15 protein-coding genes and 1 pseudogene are annotated in these 16,757 nt (G+C 70.6%); 14 read left to right on the top strand and 2 right to left on the bottom strand.

The annotated features are described in order from the left end of the window. Positions 1-95: 95 nt before the first annotated feature. Both lpdA and sucB read left to right on the top strand, forming a co-directional pair. Positions 96-1,484: a dihydrolipoyl dehydrogenase gene (lpdA, locus tag K228_RS0103665; protein WP_025617192.1), complete on the top strand. Its 1,389-nt coding sequence runs from the start codon at positions 96-98 to the stop codon at positions 1,482-1,484. Between the two features lie 66 nt (positions 1,485-1,550). Beyond that, positions 1,551-3,344, top strand: coding sequence for a 2-oxoglutarate dehydrogenase, E2 component, dihydrolipoamide succinyltransferase (sucB, locus tag K228_RS0103660; RefSeq protein ID WP_025617191.1), 1,794 nt, complete (start codon positions 1,551-1,553; stop codon positions 3,342-3,344). A gap of 54 nt (positions 3,345-3,398) precedes the next feature. Here the strand turns inward: sucB and K228_RS0103655 are convergent, their stop codons facing one another. Beyond that, complete coding sequence (locus K228_RS0103655) at positions 3,399-3,626, bottom strand: GntR family transcriptional regulator (protein WP_029723344.1); 228 nt, start codon at positions 3,624-3,626, stop codon at positions 3,399-3,401. 53 nt (positions 3,627-3,679) lie between these two features. Next, a complete protein-coding gene (locus K228_RS0103650) occupies positions 3,680-3,946 on the bottom strand; it encodes a winged helix-turn-helix domain-containing protein (protein WP_025617189.1) in 267 nt (88 codons plus the stop codon). Between the two features lie 381 nt (positions 3,947-4,327). Between K228_RS0103650 and K228_RS0103645 the strand changes: the two genes are divergently transcribed. The 12 genes and pseudogenes from K228_RS0103645 to K228_RS0103595 all read left to right on the top strand — a co-directional run bounded on the left by K228_RS0103645 (position 4,328) and on the right by K228_RS0103595 (position 16,694). Then, positions 4,328-5,530 carry an IS110 family RNA-guided transposase gene (locus K228_RS0103645; protein WP_025617188.1) on the top strand — a complete coding sequence of 401 codons (1,203 nt, stop codon included), beginning with the start codon at positions 4,328-4,330 and terminating at the stop codon, positions 5,528-5,530. 22 nt (positions 5,531-5,552) lie between these two features. Further along, a complete protein-coding gene (locus K228_RS0103640) occupies positions 5,553-6,032 on the top strand; it encodes an HAD domain-containing protein (protein ID WP_025617187.1) in 480 nt (159 codons plus the stop codon). Between the two features lie 161 nt (positions 6,033-6,193). Next, positions 6,194-6,529: a hypothetical protein gene (locus K228_RS26765; RefSeq protein WP_155251555.1), complete on the top strand. Its 336-nt coding sequence runs from the start codon at positions 6,194-6,196 to the stop codon at positions 6,527-6,529. A 119-nt stretch (positions 6,530-6,648) separates the two neighbouring features. Then, positions 6,649-6,777: a hypothetical protein gene (locus K228_RS30015; protein WP_281171552.1), complete on the top strand. Its 129-nt coding sequence runs from the start codon at positions 6,649-6,651 to the stop codon at positions 6,775-6,777. 105 nt (positions 6,778-6,882) lie between these two features. After that, positions 6,883-9,102 carry an FUSC family protein gene (locus K228_RS0103630; protein WP_025617186.1) on the top strand — a complete coding sequence of 740 codons (2,220 nt, stop codon included), beginning with the start codon at positions 6,883-6,885 and terminating at the stop codon, positions 9,100-9,102. A gap of 27 nt (positions 9,103-9,129) precedes the next feature. After that, positions 9,130-9,426, top strand: a pseudogene (locus K228_RS0103625) (aldo/keto reductase); the annotation flags it as partial. A 45-nt stretch (positions 9,427-9,471) separates the two neighbouring features. Then, entirely contained in the window at positions 9,472-10,383 is a 912-nt protein-coding gene (locus K228_RS0103620) for a TIGR01777 family oxidoreductase (protein WP_025617184.1), read from the top strand. A gap of 102 nt (positions 10,384-10,485) precedes the next feature. Further along, positions 10,486-12,309 carry a DUF6311 domain-containing protein gene (locus tag K228_RS0103615; RefSeq protein WP_025617183.1) on the top strand — a complete coding sequence of 608 codons (1,824 nt, stop codon included), beginning with the start codon at positions 10,486-10,488 and terminating at the stop codon, positions 12,307-12,309. Between the two features lie 75 nt (positions 12,310-12,384). Next, on the top strand, positions 12,385-13,026 hold the full coding sequence (gene lipB, locus K228_RS0103610; protein WP_025617182.1) for a lipoyl(octanoyl) transferase LipB: 642 nt from the start codon (positions 12,385-12,387) through the stop codon (positions 13,024-13,026). Positions 13,027-13,133: 107 nt separating this feature from the next. Further along, on the top strand, positions 13,134-14,183 hold the full coding sequence (lipA, locus tag K228_RS0103605; protein WP_080671529.1) for a lipoyl synthase: 1,050 nt from the start codon (positions 13,134-13,136) through the stop codon (positions 14,181-14,183). A gap of 115 nt (positions 14,184-14,298) precedes the next feature. Next, positions 14,299-15,909: a hypothetical protein gene (locus K228_RS0103600; RefSeq protein ID WP_025617180.1), complete on the top strand. Its 1,611-nt coding sequence runs from the start codon at positions 14,299-14,301 to the stop codon at positions 15,907-15,909. Positions 15,910-16,004: 95 nt separating this feature from the next. Then, positions 16,005-16,694, top strand: coding sequence for a DUF4191 domain-containing protein (locus K228_RS0103595; protein ID WP_025617179.1), 690 nt, complete (start codon positions 16,005-16,007; stop codon positions 16,692-16,694). Positions 16,695-16,757 lie beyond the last annotated feature (63 nt).

The raw sequence follows: 16,757 nt of genomic DNA, 5'->3' as shown, positions 1-16,757 counted from the left end.
GCCGGGCGTGGTGGTGACAAGATGACCGAGGTGGGGTGTGTCCGCATTACCCCACCGTAACCCCCCGATGCAGCCAGGTGACCTGGGAGTTGGACGTGAGCGAGCCGAACGAGACCTTCGACATCGTCATCCTCGGAGGTGGCAGCGGTGGCTACGCAGCGGCGCTGCGCGCCGCTGAGCTGGGCCTGTCCGTCGCGTTGGTCGAGAAGGGCAAGCTCGGCGGCACCTGCCTGCACAACGGGTGCATCCCGACCAAGGCACTGCTCCACGCCGCCGAGGTCGCCGACCAGACCCGCGAGTCGGAGCAGTTCGGCGTCAAGGCCGAGCTGGTCGGCATCGACATGGCGGCGGTCAACTCGTACAAGGACGGGGTGGTCGCCCGGCTGTACAAGGGACTTCAGGGCCTGCTGGGTGGCGCGAAGAACATCACCATCGTGGCCGGCGCCGGCCGGCTGGTCGCGCCGAACACCGTCGAGGTCGACGGTAAGCGCTACACCGGCCGCAACATCATCCTGGCCTCCGGCTCGTACGCGAAGAGCCTGCCCGGTCTGGAGGTTGACGGCGAGCGGATCATCACCAGCGACCATGCGCTGGTGATGGACCGGGTCCCAGCGTCGGTGATCGTGCTCGGTGGCGGTGTCATCGGGGTCGAGTTCGCCAGCGTGTGGAAGTCCTTCGGGGTGGATGTCACGATCATCGAGGCGCTGCCCCGGCTGGTCGCTGCCGAGGACGAGGAGTCGTCGAAGGCGCTGGAGCGGGCGTTCCGGAAGCGGAAAATCAACTTTAAGGTCGGCAAGCCGTTCGAGAAGGTCGAGAAGACCGGCAGCGGCGTTCGCGTGACCATCGCCGGCGGCGAGACCGTCGAGGCCGAGCTGCTGCTGGTCGCCGTCGGCCGGGGACCGAACACCGCCGGCCTCGGCTACGAGGAGCAGGGCGTCCGGATGGACCGGGGCTACGTGCTGACCGACGAGCGGCAGCGCACGAGCGTGCCGAACGTCTACGCGGTCGGCGACATCGTGCCCGGCCTCCAGCTGGCGCACCGCGGCTTCCAGCAGGGCATCTTCGTCGCTGAGGAGATCGCCGGAGAGAATCCGGCCGTCATCGACGAGGCCGGCATCCCGCGCGTCACCTACTCCGACCCCGAGCTGGCGTCGGTCGGTCTGACCGAGGCGAAGGCCAAGGAGCAGTACGGCGCCGACAAGGTCAAGACCTACAACTACAACCTGGGCGGCAACGGCAAGAGCCAGATCCTCAAGACGACCGGCTTCGTCAAGCTGGTCCGGGTCGAGGACGGCCCGGTCGTCGGCGTACACATGGTGGGTGCCCGGGTCGGTGAGCTGATCGGTGAGGCCCAGCTCATCTACAACTGGGAGGCGTACCCCGCCGAGGTGGCGCAGCTCGTGCACGCCCACCCGACCCAGAACGAGGCGCTGGGTGAGGCGCACCTGGCCCTCGCCGGCAAGCCGCTGCACGCGCACGCCTGACACGACAACCACGGCGTCCGGCGACGGGCGACGATCCCATCAGGGGAATGAAGGAGTCTGGAGAAAATGCCGGTATCGGTCACCATGCCCCGGCTCGGTGAGAGCGTCACCGAGGGCACCGTCACGCGCTGGCTCAAGCAGGAGGGCGACACCGTCGAGGTTGACGAGCCGCTACTCGAGGTGTCGACCGACAAGGTGGACACCGAGATCCCGTCCCCCGCGGCCGGTGTGCTGACCCGCATCGTGGTCGGCGAGGACGAGACCGCCGAGGTCGGCAGCGAGCTGGCGACGATCGGCGATGCGGCGTCGGGCGACAACGGGGCGTCGGGCGGCGGCGAGGCCGAGTCGCGGCAGTCGGCGCCTGAGCCGACCGCCGCCGCCGAGGGCACCGGCCCGGAGCCGGAGCAGGAGCAGTCGGCTCCTGCCTCCTCGGGCGAGGGCGGCTCCTCGGGTGAGGGCAGCCCGGTGACGATGCCGGCCCTCGGCGAGAGCGTCACCGAGGGCACCGTCACGCGCTGGCTCAAGCAGGTCGGCGACACCGTCGAGGTTGACGAGCCGCTACTCGAGGTGTCGACCGACAAGGTCGACACCGAGATCCCCTCGCCGGTCGCCGGGACCGTCCTGGAGATCACCGTGGCGGAGGACGAGACCGCCGATGTCGGCGCGACGCTGGCGGTCGTCGGTACGGCCGGTGCGACGGCGAAGCCCGAGCCCAAGCCGGAGCCCGAGGCGAAGCCCGAGCCGAGGCCGGAACCCAAGCCGGAGGCGAAGTCCGAGCCGAAGGTCACCGAGCCGACCCCGGGCGTCTCCTACAACGAGCCGGCGGCCGAAGCCGAGAGCGCCGCCGATCCGGCGAAGGCGGAGCGGGCCGCCGCCCCGTCCGCGCCCGCCTCCCGGCCGGCGACGACCGGCGGCACGGAGAACGCCGGCTACGTCACCCCGCTGGTCCGCAAGCTCGCCGGCGAGCACGGGGTTGACCTCGCCACGGTCAACGGCACCGGCGTGGGTGGCCGGATCCGCAAGCAGGACGTGCTCGACGCGGCCGAGCAGGCCCGCGCCGCCAAGGCGGCTCCGGCCCCGGCGGCGCAGCCCGCCGCCCCCGCGGCGAAGCCGGCGGCCCGGCCCACGCCCAGCAGCAAGCGGGGCACCACCGAGAAGCTGCCGCGGATCCGTACGACCATCGCGAAGCGGATGCACGAGTCGCTGCACGAGATGGCACAGCTCACCACCGTGGTCGAGGTCGACGTCACCCGGATCGCCAAGCTGCGGGCGCGGGCGAAGGACGCCTTCCAGCAGCGGCACGGCGTGAAGCTGTCCTTCCTGCCGTTCTTCGCCCTGGCGGCCGTTGAGGCGTTGCAGGCGTACCCGATCGTCAACGCCCAGATGGACCTGGGGGCCGGGAAGATCACCTACCCGGAGGCGGAGCACCTCGGCGTCGCCGTGGACACCGAGCGGGGCCTGATGGTGCCGGTCATCCACAACGCCGGTGACCTCAACCTGGGCGGCATCGCCAAGCGGGTCGCCGACCTGGCCGAGCGCACCCGGACCAACAAGATCAGCCCGGATGAGCTCGCTGGCGCGACGTTCACGCTGACCAACACCGGCAGCCGGGGTGCCCTCTTCGACACCCCGATCGTGCCGTCGCCGCAGTCGGCGATGCTCGGCACGGGTGCCGTGGTCAAGCGCCCGGTCGTGGTCAACGACCCGGAACTGGGCGAGGTCGTGGCCGTCCGGTCGATGATCTACCTGGCCCTGTCGTACGACCACCGGCTGATCGACGGCGCCGACGCCGCCCGTTTCCTTGGCACGGTCAAGGAGCGGCTGGAGGCCGGCAACTTCGAGGCCGAACTAGGCCGGTAACACCCGACCCGACGACGGTGGGCTGCCCGGTGACCCGGGCAGCCCACCGTCGTCTCACGGGCCAGGCCGCTCCGCGACGAACACGCCGACGCCGTGGACACCCTCGACGAGCCCTTGCGTCTGAAGCACCAGGATCGCCTGGCGCACGACCGTCTGCGACACGCCATGCTCCTGCTTGAGCTGGGCCGTCGACGGCAACTTCTCCCCCGGCGCCCACTCACCGGACTCGATCCGCGCACGGATATGGTCCGCGAGGAGCACCCACTTCGCTTTGGCGGGCATCCACACTCCCAGGTCAGCACCGCCATTCGACCATGAAGATGCCACGAGCAGCACTAGCCGCTGCCGTCACCCTCCGGCGGTTCTGCGACGAACACGCCGACTCCCTGAACGCCTTCCACCAAGCCTTCGGTTCGTAATGCGAAGATGGCCTGACGCACTACGATGGCGGAGACACCGTGCTCCTCGCACAGTTGCCGTGTTGATGGGAGTTTGTCTCCCGGAGCGAGCTCACCGGACGCGACCTGCTCACGGATGTGGTCGACGAGCTTCGCCCACTTGGGCTTGGCGGGCATCTTAATCTCCCTGGTCTGCACCGCCATTTGATCACGCACCCACTTGTGATTGCAACCGATGCCCACCGATGCCTTACTTTATATAAGCGCCTATGTGATGCTGGACTCGGCCGGTGCCCTGGTCTGCAACCGGGCTGGCCACTCCGTGAAACGCGCCCGACCGGCCGCCCGCCCGTTACCTTTTGATCGTCCCCAGCCGGGGACCCTCGGTTGCCCGGCCCGGTATGACTTTCTGCCCCTGTCGTGTGGATGATCCGGGGGGTGTTGTCGCCGGGTCGGGTGGCGTCGGTGGACCGCTGATAGGGACACGGCCACCCGTGTTGGGGTAGGTCTCTTCGTAACGTGGCTGCCGGCAGTCCGACGCCCTGACTGCGGCCGAGGCCATGATCCGATACGTGGAGGCGGGTGGTGAACGACGGATACGGCGTCTACCTGGGCTTGGACGTCGGTAAGGGTGATCATCACGCGGTCGGGTTGGCCCCGGACGGCAGACGGCTGCATGACGCGGCGTTGCCGAACACCGAGGCCCGGCTGCGGCAGCTGATTGACAAGCTGGCCCGCCACGGTCGGGTGCTGGTCGTGGTTGACCAGCCCGCCTCGATCGGCGCCCTGCCGGTCGCGGTGGCTCGGGCGTGCGGTCATCAGGTGGCCTACCTGCCCGGCCTGGCCATGCGACGCATCGCTGACCTGCATCCCGGTAGCGCGAAGACCGACGCCCGCGACGCCTACGTCATCGCTGACGCGGCCCGCACCCTGCCCCACACCCTGCGACGGGTCGACACCGGCGACGAGGCCCTCGCCGAGTTGGAAGTCCTGGTCGGCTTCGACGACGACCTCGCTGGCGAGGCCACCCGGATGTCCAACCGGATCCGGGGTCTGCTGACACAGATTCACCCTGCGCTGGAACGGGTCCTCGGCCCGAAAGTGCACCACAAGGCCGTGTTGGAGCTGCTGTCGCGCTGCGGTGGACCGGCCGGTCTACGCAAGGCCGGCCGCCGCAAACTGCTGTCCATCGCCGTCGCCCACGCGCCCCGCATCGGCCAACAGCTCGTCGCCCAGATCATGACCGCCCTCGACGAACAGAGCGTCACCGTTCCCGGCACCCAGGCCGCCGAGACGATCCTGCCTCGTCTCGCCGACAGCCTCCGCGACGTCCTACGCCAGCGCGACCAGGTCGCCACACAGGTCGAGGGGATGCTTGATGCACACCCTCTTGCCCCGGTCCTGACCTCGATGCCCGGCATCGGTGTCAGGACCGCCGCCCGGATCCTGCTCGAAGTCGGCGACGGCACCGCCTTCGCCACCCCTGGCCACCTCGCCGCCTACGCCGGCCTCGCCCCCGTCACCCGACGCTCCGGCAGCAGCATCCGCGGCGAACACCCACCCCGAGGCGGCAACAAACACCTCAAACGCGCGTTCTTCCTCGCCGCGTTCGCAGCCCTGGCCGACCCCGTCAGCCGCGCCTACCACGACCGCAAACGCGCCGAAGGCAAACGCCACAACGCCGCCCTCATCTGCCTCGCCCGACGCCGCTGCGACGTCCTGTTCGCCATGCTCCGCGACAAGATCCCCTACCAGCCAAGACCAATCGTCGCGGTCACCCCCGGCTGACCACATCAGGCAAAATCCGCAGATGACCCGACCCCTGCTCCTGCTCGACGTCGACGGTGTCCTCAATCCCTACGGAACTGTTCGACCACCGGCCGGCTACACCGAGCACCACCTGTTCCCCGACGAGGAACCCGTCCGTGTCAACTCCGCACACGGCGCCTGGATCACCGAAGCGAACACCGTCCTGGACGTCGCCTGGGCCACGGCCTGGAACGACGAAGCCAACCAGCTCCTCGCACCGCTACTGCACATCACCTCCCTGCCCGTGATCACCATGCCAGCCGCACCGTTCCACCCCAGCGACAAAATCCCGCTCATCGCCGCCTACGCCCAGCAACGGCCCGCGGCGTGGATCGACGACCTCCACACACCCCAAGCCCACACCTGGGCCGCGACCCGCACCAGCCCCACCCTGCTGATCACCCCCGACCCAACGATTGGCCTGACCCGCGATGCCATCGACCACATCATCGTCTGGGCCAAAGCCCTCGATGCGCGTTGACAAACCCATAGGGACACCCCCCGGAGGTCGGTCGGGTGCCACATCCTGCCCGAGCCGCTGACCCAGAGAACGACCTCAGACCCCCGGGGTGGTTTCGACCGTCCCGGGCCGGAGCCTCCGCGCGCCGGCTGCCCCGGTGCCGCGACCCGAGAGGAGACGCCATGCCACAAGCCGTACCCCGGCCGGCCGACGCGGAGCGCAACTCGCCGAGGCGAAACACGCCGCGCGTACTCCCCCGGTGGCGGCGACCCGACCCGCCGGTGCCACTCGCGCCCCGGCACCGCCGGACCTGGCGGGGGCTACGGCGCTGGTGCTCGTGCGGCCTACGCTGGACCGCCTGCCCGGACCGGCACGCACCCGTCCCGACCGAACCGCCGACCCCGAGGCCGCGAAACACCCGTTGGCACGACGAGCCGACCCAGGCCAACCCACAGGTGGGGCGGGCTGGGCGGTTGACCCTCGCGCAGGCCTGGCGGGCTAACGGTGGGCACTGGTGACGGAACGTCCGCACACGCCACTGCGGCCGCTCTGGCTGTGCCGACGATGCGCCGCACCGTGGCCGTGCGGCTCCGCGCGTTTGACGCTGCTACGGGAGTACGCTCACAATCGGGTTGCGTTGATCATCTATCTCGGCGGGCTGCTGTACGAGGCGACCGAACAACTGCACGCGCTCAACCCGCAGGAGACGCCGGACGCGGGTCAGCTCTTCGAGCGGTTCCTCGGCTGGCGGCAAAGCCGGGGCTAGGGGGACCAGCCCACCGGCGAACGTGACGAACGGTGGCGGGGCGCCCCGTCGAAACACCTCGCCAACGATATACGCATTGAGTAGTCGATTCGATACCCTACGCACGTGTGGTCGCGACACCGTCGTGCTCGGGACTGGCTCCAGCAGCGGGATCCGGACTACTGCGCCACCCGACATGCGACGCGGTTGACCCTCGTCGCCTGCCTGCTCTTCTATGGCTGCCGGTACGGCCTGGGCAGCCCCCTCATGGCGGCGTACGCGCTGTTCGGCACGCTCGCCGCGGGAGTGTTCGCCCAGTTGCCGGGCGGGCCGGCCCAGCGAGCCCGGACGCTGCTCGCCGCGCTGCCGGTCATCTGGCTCCTGATCGCCGCCGGGACCCTGCTGGCCGCGAGCACCTGGGCCGCCGCGACCGGCATGCTCGTGATCGGGTTCGCCGTCGCCTTCGCGGGGGTCAGTGGCCCTCGCCTGATCGGCCTTGGCAGCGCATTTCAACTCGCCTACATCCTGGCCAGCTTCCCCCCGTACCAGCCCGACACCCTGCCGGAGCGCCTGGCCGGAGTGACGCTCGCCGTCGTTCTGGTCGCCGTAACCGAGGTGACGCTCTGGCCCGGGCCCGCGCCGGCCACCACCGCGCAGCGCCTGGGCTGGGCCGCGCGGAGCACCGCCTCGTTCGTCGCCGCGCTCGCGGACATGTTGGCCGGGCGGCCCGCTGCCGCTGCGGAGGCCCGGCGACGCCAGGTCAACGCGGCCGACTCCGTCACGCAGACCCAGATGTGGCGGCTGCCGCCGACCGAGCGGGCCACGTCGCCGAGCCGGCAGGACCACGCGCTGCGGGACGCGGCCACCGACCTGCACCAGACGGTTCGACTCGCCGAGTGGCTCCGGCGGAGCGCCGCGACGACCACCGACGAGGATGTGGCGACCTCCCTGCGGCGATGCGCCGCGTCCCTGAGCCGCTCGGGCGACGCCCTGTTGGGCACGGAACAGGCGTCCCGCGAGGCGGTCGTGACCATGGAGCACCAACAGCCGACCGCCGGGCGGTCAGCCACCACCGGCCAGCTACGCGCGGCCGCGATCACCCGGTCGCTGGCGCGGCACACGGATTTCGTCGCGACCGCCGTCCGGATCGCGGAAGGCCACCGTGACACCACCCACCAACCGGCCGGACCACACAGCTTCTGGTATCTGCGACGAAGCATCCCGTCGCTGTACTGGCTACGGCTGCGGATCCACCTCACCCCGCGCTCGGTCTTCTTCCAGCGCGCCCTTCGACTCGCCGTCGCCCTGGCCGCCGCCCGGCTGATCGCCGGTGTGCTGAATCTGGAGCACGGCTTCTGGGTGCTCCTGGCCATCCTGACGCTCCTGCGGACCTCCGCCGCGGACACCTGGTCCACGTTCCGCCGGGCCCTGGCCGGCACCCTCGTCGGCGCCGCCGCCGGGGCCCTGTTGTTGCTGGTCGCTCCCCAGCAGGAGACGTACGCGGTGCTCCTGCCACTGACGATGTTGCTGGCCCTAGGAGTGGGTCCGCTACTCGGACTCGCCTGGTCGCAGACGTTTCTCACGCTACTGCTGATCACCGCCTTCGCTCAGCTCACTCCGGCCGGCTGGCAGCTGGCCGGGGTCCGTCTGCTGGACGTCCTGACCGGCGCGGCGATCGGCGTCGGCACCGGAATCCTCATGTGGCCCAAGGGTGGCGGTGGCGAACTCCGCCGGTACACGTCGGCCTACCTCGGCGCGGGTGCTCGCGCGATCGAGGAGACCGTGATGAGGCTGGCGGGACGGGACCACGCGTCCGGCCGAGCCCCCTCCCATCGTGGTGAGACGAGTGGCGAGCAGGCGCTTGCGGCCGCGCACCGGGCGCAGATCCTCACCGACGCGTCGTTCTGCCAATACCACCTGGAGCGCAGCCATCCGCGCCCCAGCGACGTGGACTGGGAGGCGGCCCTGGCCGCAGGGCATCGCATCGTACGCGGCGCGGAGCGATTCGGCTCCGGCGACCGGGCCGGCACGTTGGCGCCCCGCTGGCCCGAGCCCACAGACCAGCTCATGCATCGGGCGCAACGGCTGCGCTCCGACTACGCCGGCCTGGCCAGCCGCCTGGCGCAGGGTCACCTGCAGGATGCGACTCCCGCCGCGCAACCAACGATGGGTGTCGTCGAGCAGGTCCACGAGATCTTTCAGGGTGGTGACCGCCGGGCCGATGTCCTACACCTGATCGAGGTCGACCACTGGCTGGCCGATCTCGGCCGATCCTTCAACCGGATCCCGGCGCGGCAAGAAGAGAGGTGCAGTCCGTCCGGACCCTCGAACCCGTCGGCCGGTTAGCGCGGACGCCCGTGTTGGTCGTAGAAGGCTCCGCCGTGGCTGGTCTGGTTCACCGACGGCCGCCCCACCCCGGAGTGGGCCCGGCGGGTGGCCCAGATCCGGGCAGCGCTCACCGCCGACGGTCGCACCCTCGCGCAGGGCGCACTGGGCTGGCTGCTGGCCCGCAGTCCACGGACCGTCCCGATCCCCGGCTGCCGGACCGTCGCCCAGGCTGCGGAGAACATCGGCACACTCGCCCGTGGTCCGCTGCCGGCGGACGCGTACGCCGAGGTCGAGCGCCTACTGGCGGACCTTCGGCAAACCCCGGCAGAATCGGTCAGGTGACCAACTCAACGCATCTATTGGTTACCCGTATCCGAGAATATGCGTATGCGGATTCTGATGGCCGGTGCGTCCGGCTTCCTCGGCACCCGGCTGGCCGACCAGCTCACCGCGGACGGGCACCACGTGACCCGGCTGGTCCGCCGGCCGCCGCACGGCCCTGACGAAAGACAGTGGAACCCGACCGCCGCACAGCTCGACCCGGCGGTGGTGGCGGAGGCCGACGCCGTGGTCAACCTGGCCGGCGCGGGGGTCGGTGACCGCCGGTGGAACGACGAGTACCGGCGGGTCATCCGCTCCAGCCGAGTGGACACCACCACCACGCTGGCGATCACAATCGCCGGGATGCCGGCCGCCGACCGCCCGGAGGTGCTGGTCAACTCGTCGGCGGTGGGGTGGTACGGCAACACCGGCGACCGCGCCGTTGACGAGGAGGCGGCGGCCGGCGAGGGCTTCCTGGCCGATGTCTGCCGGGTGTGGGAGGCCGCGACCCGGCCGGCCGAGGACGCCGGGGTGCGCGTGGTGCGGCTACGGACCGGATTGCCCCTACATCGCGATGGCGGCCTACTCAAGCCGATGTTGCTGCCGTTCCGGCTCGGCATCGCGGGCCGGTTGGGCAGTGGCCGGCAGTGGCTGCCGTGGATCTCGATGGTGGACTGGCTGGACGCTGCCGCCCTCGCCATCGGTCGGGCCGACCTCACCGGCCCGGTCAACGCGGTCGGGCCAGCGCCGGTGACCAACGCCGAGTTCACCCGGGAACTGGCCACGCAGCTGCACCGTCCGGCGATCCTCCCGATCCCGGCGCTGGCGCTGAAGGTGGCTCTCGGCGGCTTCGCGCAGGAGGCGCTGACCAGCGCTCGGGTCCTGCCGGGGGTGCTGACCCGGGCGGGACTCAGCTACCGCCACCCGGGTCTGGCCAGCGCCCTGCGCGCCGCGCTCGCGGCGGAGCCGGACCGCTGAACAGCGCCCCGATGCGGGGTGCGACGACAGCGACCGGCTTTGGCGGGTTCTTCCGCGCAGGTCTGACCGGCGTGTCCAGGTCCGGTTGGTAACGTCCGCTGCGTGCCGACCTCGCCGTCCGTGGTGTCCACACCGAACCCGCCCGCCCCCGTTCATCGCAGCCGCCGGGCAGATCTGATCGTGGCGCTCGTCGCGCTCGCCCTCGCGGTCTGGGTGACCAGTGGGCTGTGGCGGGACCCGAACGGTCGCACGATCATGGTCAACTCCAGCGACCAGGCGCTGTTCGAGTGGTTGCTGGCCTTTGGCGGGCATGCCCTCACCCACGGGCAGAACCCGCTCTTCACCTATATGATCAACGTGCCCGACGGGGTCAACCTCGCGGTCAACACGTCGATCACCGTGTACGCGGCGCTCTTCGCGCCGCTGACGTACCTGATCGGGCCGCCGGCCACCTTCCTGGTGATCCTCACGCTCAACCTCGCCGCCACCGCGATGGCCTGGTACTGGCTGCTCAACCGCCAGTTCGCCCGCAGTCCGCTCGCCGCCGGGCTGGGTGGGCTCTTCATCGGCTTCTCCCCCGGCATGGTCTCGCACGCCAACGCCCACCTGAACTGGACCGCCGGTTGGCTGGTGCCGCTGCTGATCTGGCGCGTCTTCGCACTACGTCGTAGCCGGCACCGGATCCGCGACGGCGTCCTGCTCGGGGTGCTGGTCGCGGTGGCGTTCTCCATCGCCGCCGAAGGGCTCTTCTTCACCGCGCTCGCCCTCGGCCTCTTCGTCGCCGTCTGGGCGCTGCACCCGGCCAGCCGCACCGAAGCACGCGCGGTGTTGCCGGGCTTCCTCGGTGGACTCGCGGTGACCGCGCTGGTGGCGGGGGTACTGCTGGCGTACCCACTGTGGCTGCACTTCGCCGGCCCGCAACGCTTCGACGGCACCGGCTTCGACGCGGTGATCCACTCCGAGGACATCGCCGCGTACGGCGCGTACCCTCGGCGCTCGATCGCCGGCGAGGTCGGGCTACGGACTGGTCTCGCCCCGAACCCCACCGAGGAGAACTCGTTCTTCGGGCTACCGCTGCTGCTGCTCGCCATCGCCTCCTTCGTGCTGCTGTGGCGGCGCGTCCAGCAGGCGCCCCAGCGGGCCACGCTCTGGGCGCTCGGGGCGGTGGCGGTGGTCTTCACCGTGCTGTCGTTCGGGCCACAGGCCAAGTTTGACGGCCGCCGCCTCGACCTGCCGATGCCCTTCGACCTGTTGGCCCATCTACCGGTGGTCAACGCCGCGTTGCCCGCCCGGTTGGCACTGGTCGTGGCACCGGTGATCGGGGTGCTGCTCGCGTACACGGTGGATGCGCTCCGGGCCGAGCCACCGCGGTCCCGGCCGGCCCGGCTCGCCTGGCTGGCGGGATTCGCCGTGGCGCTGGTACCGCTGACCCCGACCCCGCTGATCACCATCGAGCGGGAGCCGATCCCACGCTTCTTCACCTCCGGCATCTGGCGGGACTACGTCTCACCGGGCGGAGTCCTCACACCGATACCGCTGACCGTGGACGTGTACCCGGACGGGCAGCGGTGGCAGGCGCACGTTCTCGCCGACCGGCAGGGCGAGTTCCGGATCCCGTCCGGGTTCTTCCTCGGCCCGGGCGGTCCGGACGGGCGCGGTCGGATCGGTCCGGTGCCCCGGCCGCTGAGTGCCATCCTCGACGAGGCCGCCCGCTTGGATGTGGTGCCGATCGTCACCGAGGGCACCCGGAAAGATGTCGAAGCCGACCTGCGGCACTGGCAGATCGAGACCGTGGTGCTCGCGGACCAGGTGCACGGGGCGAAGTGGGACGTCGACGAGGAGGCGCTCCGGCAGACCGCCACCGAGCTGTTTGGTGAGCCGGAGCGGGTCGAGGACGTCTGGGTCTGGCGGATCCCGCAAGGCTGAGCCGCGGGACGGACGTGCCGGTGAGTCGGATCACGAGCCGGGATGACTGGCGGGTACGAGACTAGGCTGGGCCCCGTGACCACGACTACCCCGGATCTGACCATTGTCCGCGCCGGCACTCTCGGCTACGAGGCCGCGTGGGAGGAGCAGCGTCGGCTGCACGAGTCGGTGGTTGCCGACGAACACGGCGACGCCGTGCTGCTGTTGGAGCACCCCAGCGTCTACACCGCGGGCAAACGCACCGAGCCGTGGGACCGGCCGATGGACGGTACGCCGGTCATCGACGTCGACCGGGGCGGCAAGATCACCTGGCATGGCCCGGGGCAGCTCGTCGGGTACCCGATCCTGCGCCTACCCAACCCGGTCGACGTGGTCGCGTACGTGCGCCGGGTGGAGCAGATGCTGATCGACGTCTGTGCCGAGTTCGGGCTGGCGGCCGGCCGGATCGAGGGGCGTAGCGGAGTATGGGTACCGGCGGACGACCGCGGGCCCGCGCGCAAGGTCGCCGCCATCGGCATCCGTGTCGCCCGCGGCGTCACCCTGCACGGCTTCTCCTTGAACTGTGACTGCGACCTGACGTACTACGACCGGATCGTGCCGTGCGGCATCAGCGACGCCGGGGTGACCTCGCTCGCCGCCGAGTTGGGCCGACCGGTGACCGTTGCGGACGCCCTTCCGGTGGTCGAGCGGCACTTGCCCACCCTCATCGAAGCCTGAGCCGCCACGACCAACTGGGCACGGCTGGTGAATGATCCGCAACACAGCTCCTCGTCGTCGCGGCGGCACGGCTCCACGGTGTCCGGGGTCACCGCACCAACGGCGTGATGCCCGTCGCCCAATATGCATCGACGGTGGGCGACGGGCGTAGGCTCGGCTTTGTGACGATCGAGCACTCCGCCCCGACGACCGGCCAGGCAGCGCGTACCGCGACGCCCGCTCCCGAGGGGCGGCGCCTCCTGCGGATCGAGGCGCGCAACGCTGAGACGCCGATCGAGCGGAAGCCACCGTGGATCAAGGTCAAGGCCAAGATGGGCCCGGAGTACACCCAGCTGCGCGGGCTCGTCACGCGGGAGGGGCTGCACACCGTCTGCCAGGAAGCCGGTTGCCCGAACATCTACGAATGTTGGGAGGACCGGGAGGCAACCTTCCTCATCGGCGGCGACCAGTGCACCCGCCGCTGCGACTTCTGCCAGATCGACACCGGCAAGCCGGCCGAGTTCGACGCCGACGAACCCCGTCGCGTCGGCGAGTCGGTGCTCTCGATGGGGTTGCGCTACGCGACTGTCACCGGAGTCGCCCGCGATGACCTGCCCGACGGCGGCGCCTGGCTCTACGCGGAGACCGTCCGGCAGATTCACGCCCTCCGACCGGGCTGCGGTGTCGAGCTGTTGATCCCCGACTTCAACGCCGTCCCCGAGCAGCTGGCCGAGGTCTTCGGAGCGCGGCCGGAGGTGCTCGGACACAACGTCGAGACCGTGCCGCGGATCTTCAAGCGGATCCGGCCGGCGTTCCGCTACGAGCGGTCCCTGGACGTGATCCGACAGGCCCGCGCCGCCGGCTTGGTCACCAAGAGCAACCTGATCCTCGGCATGGGCGAAGAGCGCGCCGAGATCTCCCAAGCTCTCCGGGACCTGCACGAGGCGGGCTGCGAGCTGATCACCATCACGCAGTATCTGCGCCCCTCCCCCCGCCACCACCCCGTCGAACGCTGGGTCAAGCCGGAGGAGTTCGTCGAGCTTCAGGAGGAGGCCAAGGAGATCGGCTACGCCGGCGTGATGAGCGGGCCGCTGGTCCGCTCGTCGTACCGCGCCGGCCGCCTCTACCGGCAGGCACTCGCGGCCCGTAGCGACGCCCCGGTCGAGGTCGTCAGGTGACCGGTTCGGGGGCAGTCCGACTCCTGCACCGGCATTTCGGCCGGGTGTCACCCCATTGAGTGACGCCAACCGGTAAACGCATCACCCAAAGTCGGACAAATGCCATGATCCGCTCATGGCCATTGATGCCGGCGAGCGGAGCCGGGTCACGCTGTCGGCCGCCCGCCGGCCCCGACTGCCCACCGCGCTCGCCGGCCTGGCCCTCGTCGCCGGAGTGGGCTACCGCCTCCTTCTACTGCTGACCGACACGCCCCCCACAAACAGCGACGAGGCGACGATGGGGCTCGCCGCCCTGCACATCGGGCAGGGGCAGGAGTTTCCGATCTGGTTCTACGGCCAGGCGTACATGGGGACGCTGGAGGCGTACCTGGCGGCGCCGCTGGTCGCGCTCACCGGCCCGTCCACACTGGCGTTACGTCTTCCCACCCTGGCCCTGTACGCCGTCTTCGCCCTGCTGGCCTGGCGACTTACGCTCCGCCTCACCGGCGACCACTGGTACGCGCTACTGGTCACCGTGCTGCTCGCGTACGGGTCCGACCGAATCGTGAAGAACCAGCTGATCGCCGGTGGCGGGTACCCGGAGATGAATGCCGCCGGGGTGGCGCTCGCGCTACTCGCGTACGACCTGGCGGCCGGCCGACCCGGTCGCCAGGCGGCACGCTGGACCGGATGGGGGTTCCTCGCCGGGCTGATGGTCTGGGTGGATCCCCTGGTCCTGCCGTACGTGGTGGGCACCGGGGTGGTGCTGGTGGCGTTCCGGTGGCGGGAGCTGACCGGACGGGCTGGCGCGCTACTCGGCGTCGGCGCACTGGTCGGGGCGGCACCGCTGCTGCTGGACAGCCTCGTCACGGGACGCAGCCCGTGGACCGCGGTGCTCGCCGCCAGCGGCGCCGGGCAGTCGACCAGTTGGGCGGAGCGGCTCTTCGGAGGGCTGGTACTCGGCCCGGCGCTGGGGATGGGCTTCTGCTCCCCCAGTGCCTGTTCACGCTGGCAGCTCTGGTGGTCCGCCGCCCTGCCGCTACTCATGCTCGCCGCCGCCGTGATCGCGTGGCGGCAGCTCCGGGCGTACCGGCAGTCCGCGTCCGCCCCGAACGGCAGCCGGCCATCCGCCGACCCGATCGCGGCGGCCCTCTCCCTCGCCCTGGTCGCTGCGGCGGTGGCGACGCTGGCCAGCTACGCGACCAGCAGCGCCGCCGGGCGCAGCCCGGTGGAGAGCTCCCGCTATCTGTCCTGCCTGCTCATCTCCGTACCGGTGCTGCTCTGGCCGGTGTGGCGCGCGGCCCGTCGACGGTCGCCCGGACTACCGGGTCCGGCTCGCGCCGCCGCGATCGGGGTGCTTGCCGGGACGTTTGGGACCGCTGCCGTCGGCACCGGGGCAACGATCACCGCCGTACCCCACTACCGGGCCAACGAGGCCCAGCACGCCGGGTTGGTGGCGACCCTGCGGGCACTGGACGTACGGCATGTATACGGCGGCTACTGGACCTGCAATCGCCTCACCTTCGCCAGCTCGGAGGAGATCGTCTGTGCCGTCGTGAACGACGACCTGAGTCCGGGCCACGACCGCTTTCCGGCCTACCGAAAGGCGGTCGCCGCCGCCACCGGCCCCACCTGGGTCGCACCAGCCGGTTCGCCGCTGGCTGCTCGCCTGGACGAACAGGTCCGCACCGCCACCCTCACGCTGCGCCACATCCCCGGCTGGCGCCTCTACCTACCCCGCCGGTAGGCGCGGACCTGCTCAAGACCGCCGGGACGGTTGCCCTCCAGCAGGACCAGTACGCCCGGGCCGCGCGAGATTCGTTGACCACTAGACTCGGGGGCATGGCAAAGCCCCAGGAGAAGGTCTCGTTCGGCCAGCGGCTGAAGCAGATCGGGATGGTGTTTCGGTTCACCGCCAAGCAGGACCGGTGGTTCGCGCCCCTGGCCTTCGCCGCGGTGATCATTCCACTCGCCCTGACCGTGGTGGCGTTCTTCGCCTGGGGCTGGCTCTGGATCCCACTGGGCATCCTGTTGACGCTGCTCTCCCTGCTGATCGTGCTCAACCTGCGCTCCAACCGGGCGATGATGAATGCCGCCGAGGGTCAGCCGGGCGCCGCCGCGCAGATCATCGAGAACATGCGCGGCGACTGGCGGGTCACCCCGGCGGTGAGCTCGACCACGCAGATGGACATGGTGCACCTGGTCATCGGCCGTTCCGGAGTGGTCCTGCTGGCTGAGGGGAACCCGCAGCGGGTGCGCGGCCTACTCGGCCAGGAGAAGCGTCGGTTGGCCAAGGTGATCGGCTCGGCACCGCTCTACGACTATGTGATCGGCCAGGAGGAGGGCGAGCTGCCGGTCCGCAAGCTGCGGATGACGCTGATGCGGTTGCCGCGCAAGCTCAGTGGCCGGGATGTCAACGCGCTGGACAAGCGCCTCAAGGCGCTCAGTGCCCGCCCACAGCTGCCCAAGGGCGCCATCCCGAAGAACATGCGTCCGCCGAAGGGCGCCTTCCGCCAGGCCCGTGGTCGCTGACCTGCCGCAACCACGGCGGGATCGTCCGCTGGCTGCCGCAACCACGGCGGATCGTCCGCTGAC

This window comes from Salinispora cortesiana, assembly GCF_000484695.1.
Taxonomy (GTDB): Bacteria; Actinomycetota; Actinomycetes; order Mycobacteriales; family Micromonosporaceae; genus Micromonospora; species Micromonospora cortesiana.
This window is presented reverse-complemented; position numbering and strand designations above follow the sequence as displayed.

What these genes read in the sequence shown, in the direction of transcription:
- sucB (WP_025617191.1), top strand. Translation starts at nt 1,551, where the DNA reads ATGCCGGTATCGGTCACCATGCCCCGGCTCGGTGAGAGCGTCACCGAG.
- K228_RS0103655 (WP_029723344.1), bottom strand. Translation starts at nt 3,626, where the DNA reads ATGCCCGCCAAAGCGAAGTGGGTGCTCCTCGCGGACCATATCCGTGCG.
- K228_RS0103650 (WP_025617189.1), bottom strand. Translation starts at nt 3,946, where the DNA reads ATGGCGGTGCAGACCAGGGAGATTAAGATGCCCGCCAAGCCCAAGTGG.
- K228_RS0103640 (WP_025617187.1), top strand. Translation starts at nt 5,553, where the DNA reads ATGACCCGACCCCTGCTCCTGCTCGACGTCGACGGTGTCCTCAATCCC.
- K228_RS26765 (WP_155251555.1), top strand. Translation starts at nt 6,194, where the DNA reads ATGCCACAAGCCGTACCCCGGCCGGCCGACGCGGAGCGCAACTCGCCG.
- K228_RS0103620 (WP_025617184.1), top strand. Translation starts at nt 9,472, where the DNA reads ATGCGGATTCTGATGGCCGGTGCGTCCGGCTTCCTCGGCACCCGGCTG.
- lipA (WP_080671529.1), top strand. Translation starts at nt 13,134, where the DNA reads ATGCCCGTCGCCCAATATGCATCGACGGTGGGCGACGGGCGTAGGCTC.
- K228_RS0103600 (WP_025617180.1), top strand. Translation starts at nt 14,299, where the DNA reads ATGGCCATTGATGCCGGCGAGCGGAGCCGGGTCACGCTGTCGGCCGCC.
- K228_RS0103595 (WP_025617179.1), top strand. Translation starts at nt 16,005, where the DNA reads ATGGCAAAGCCCCAGGAGAAGGTCTCGTTCGGCCAGCGGCTGAAGCAG.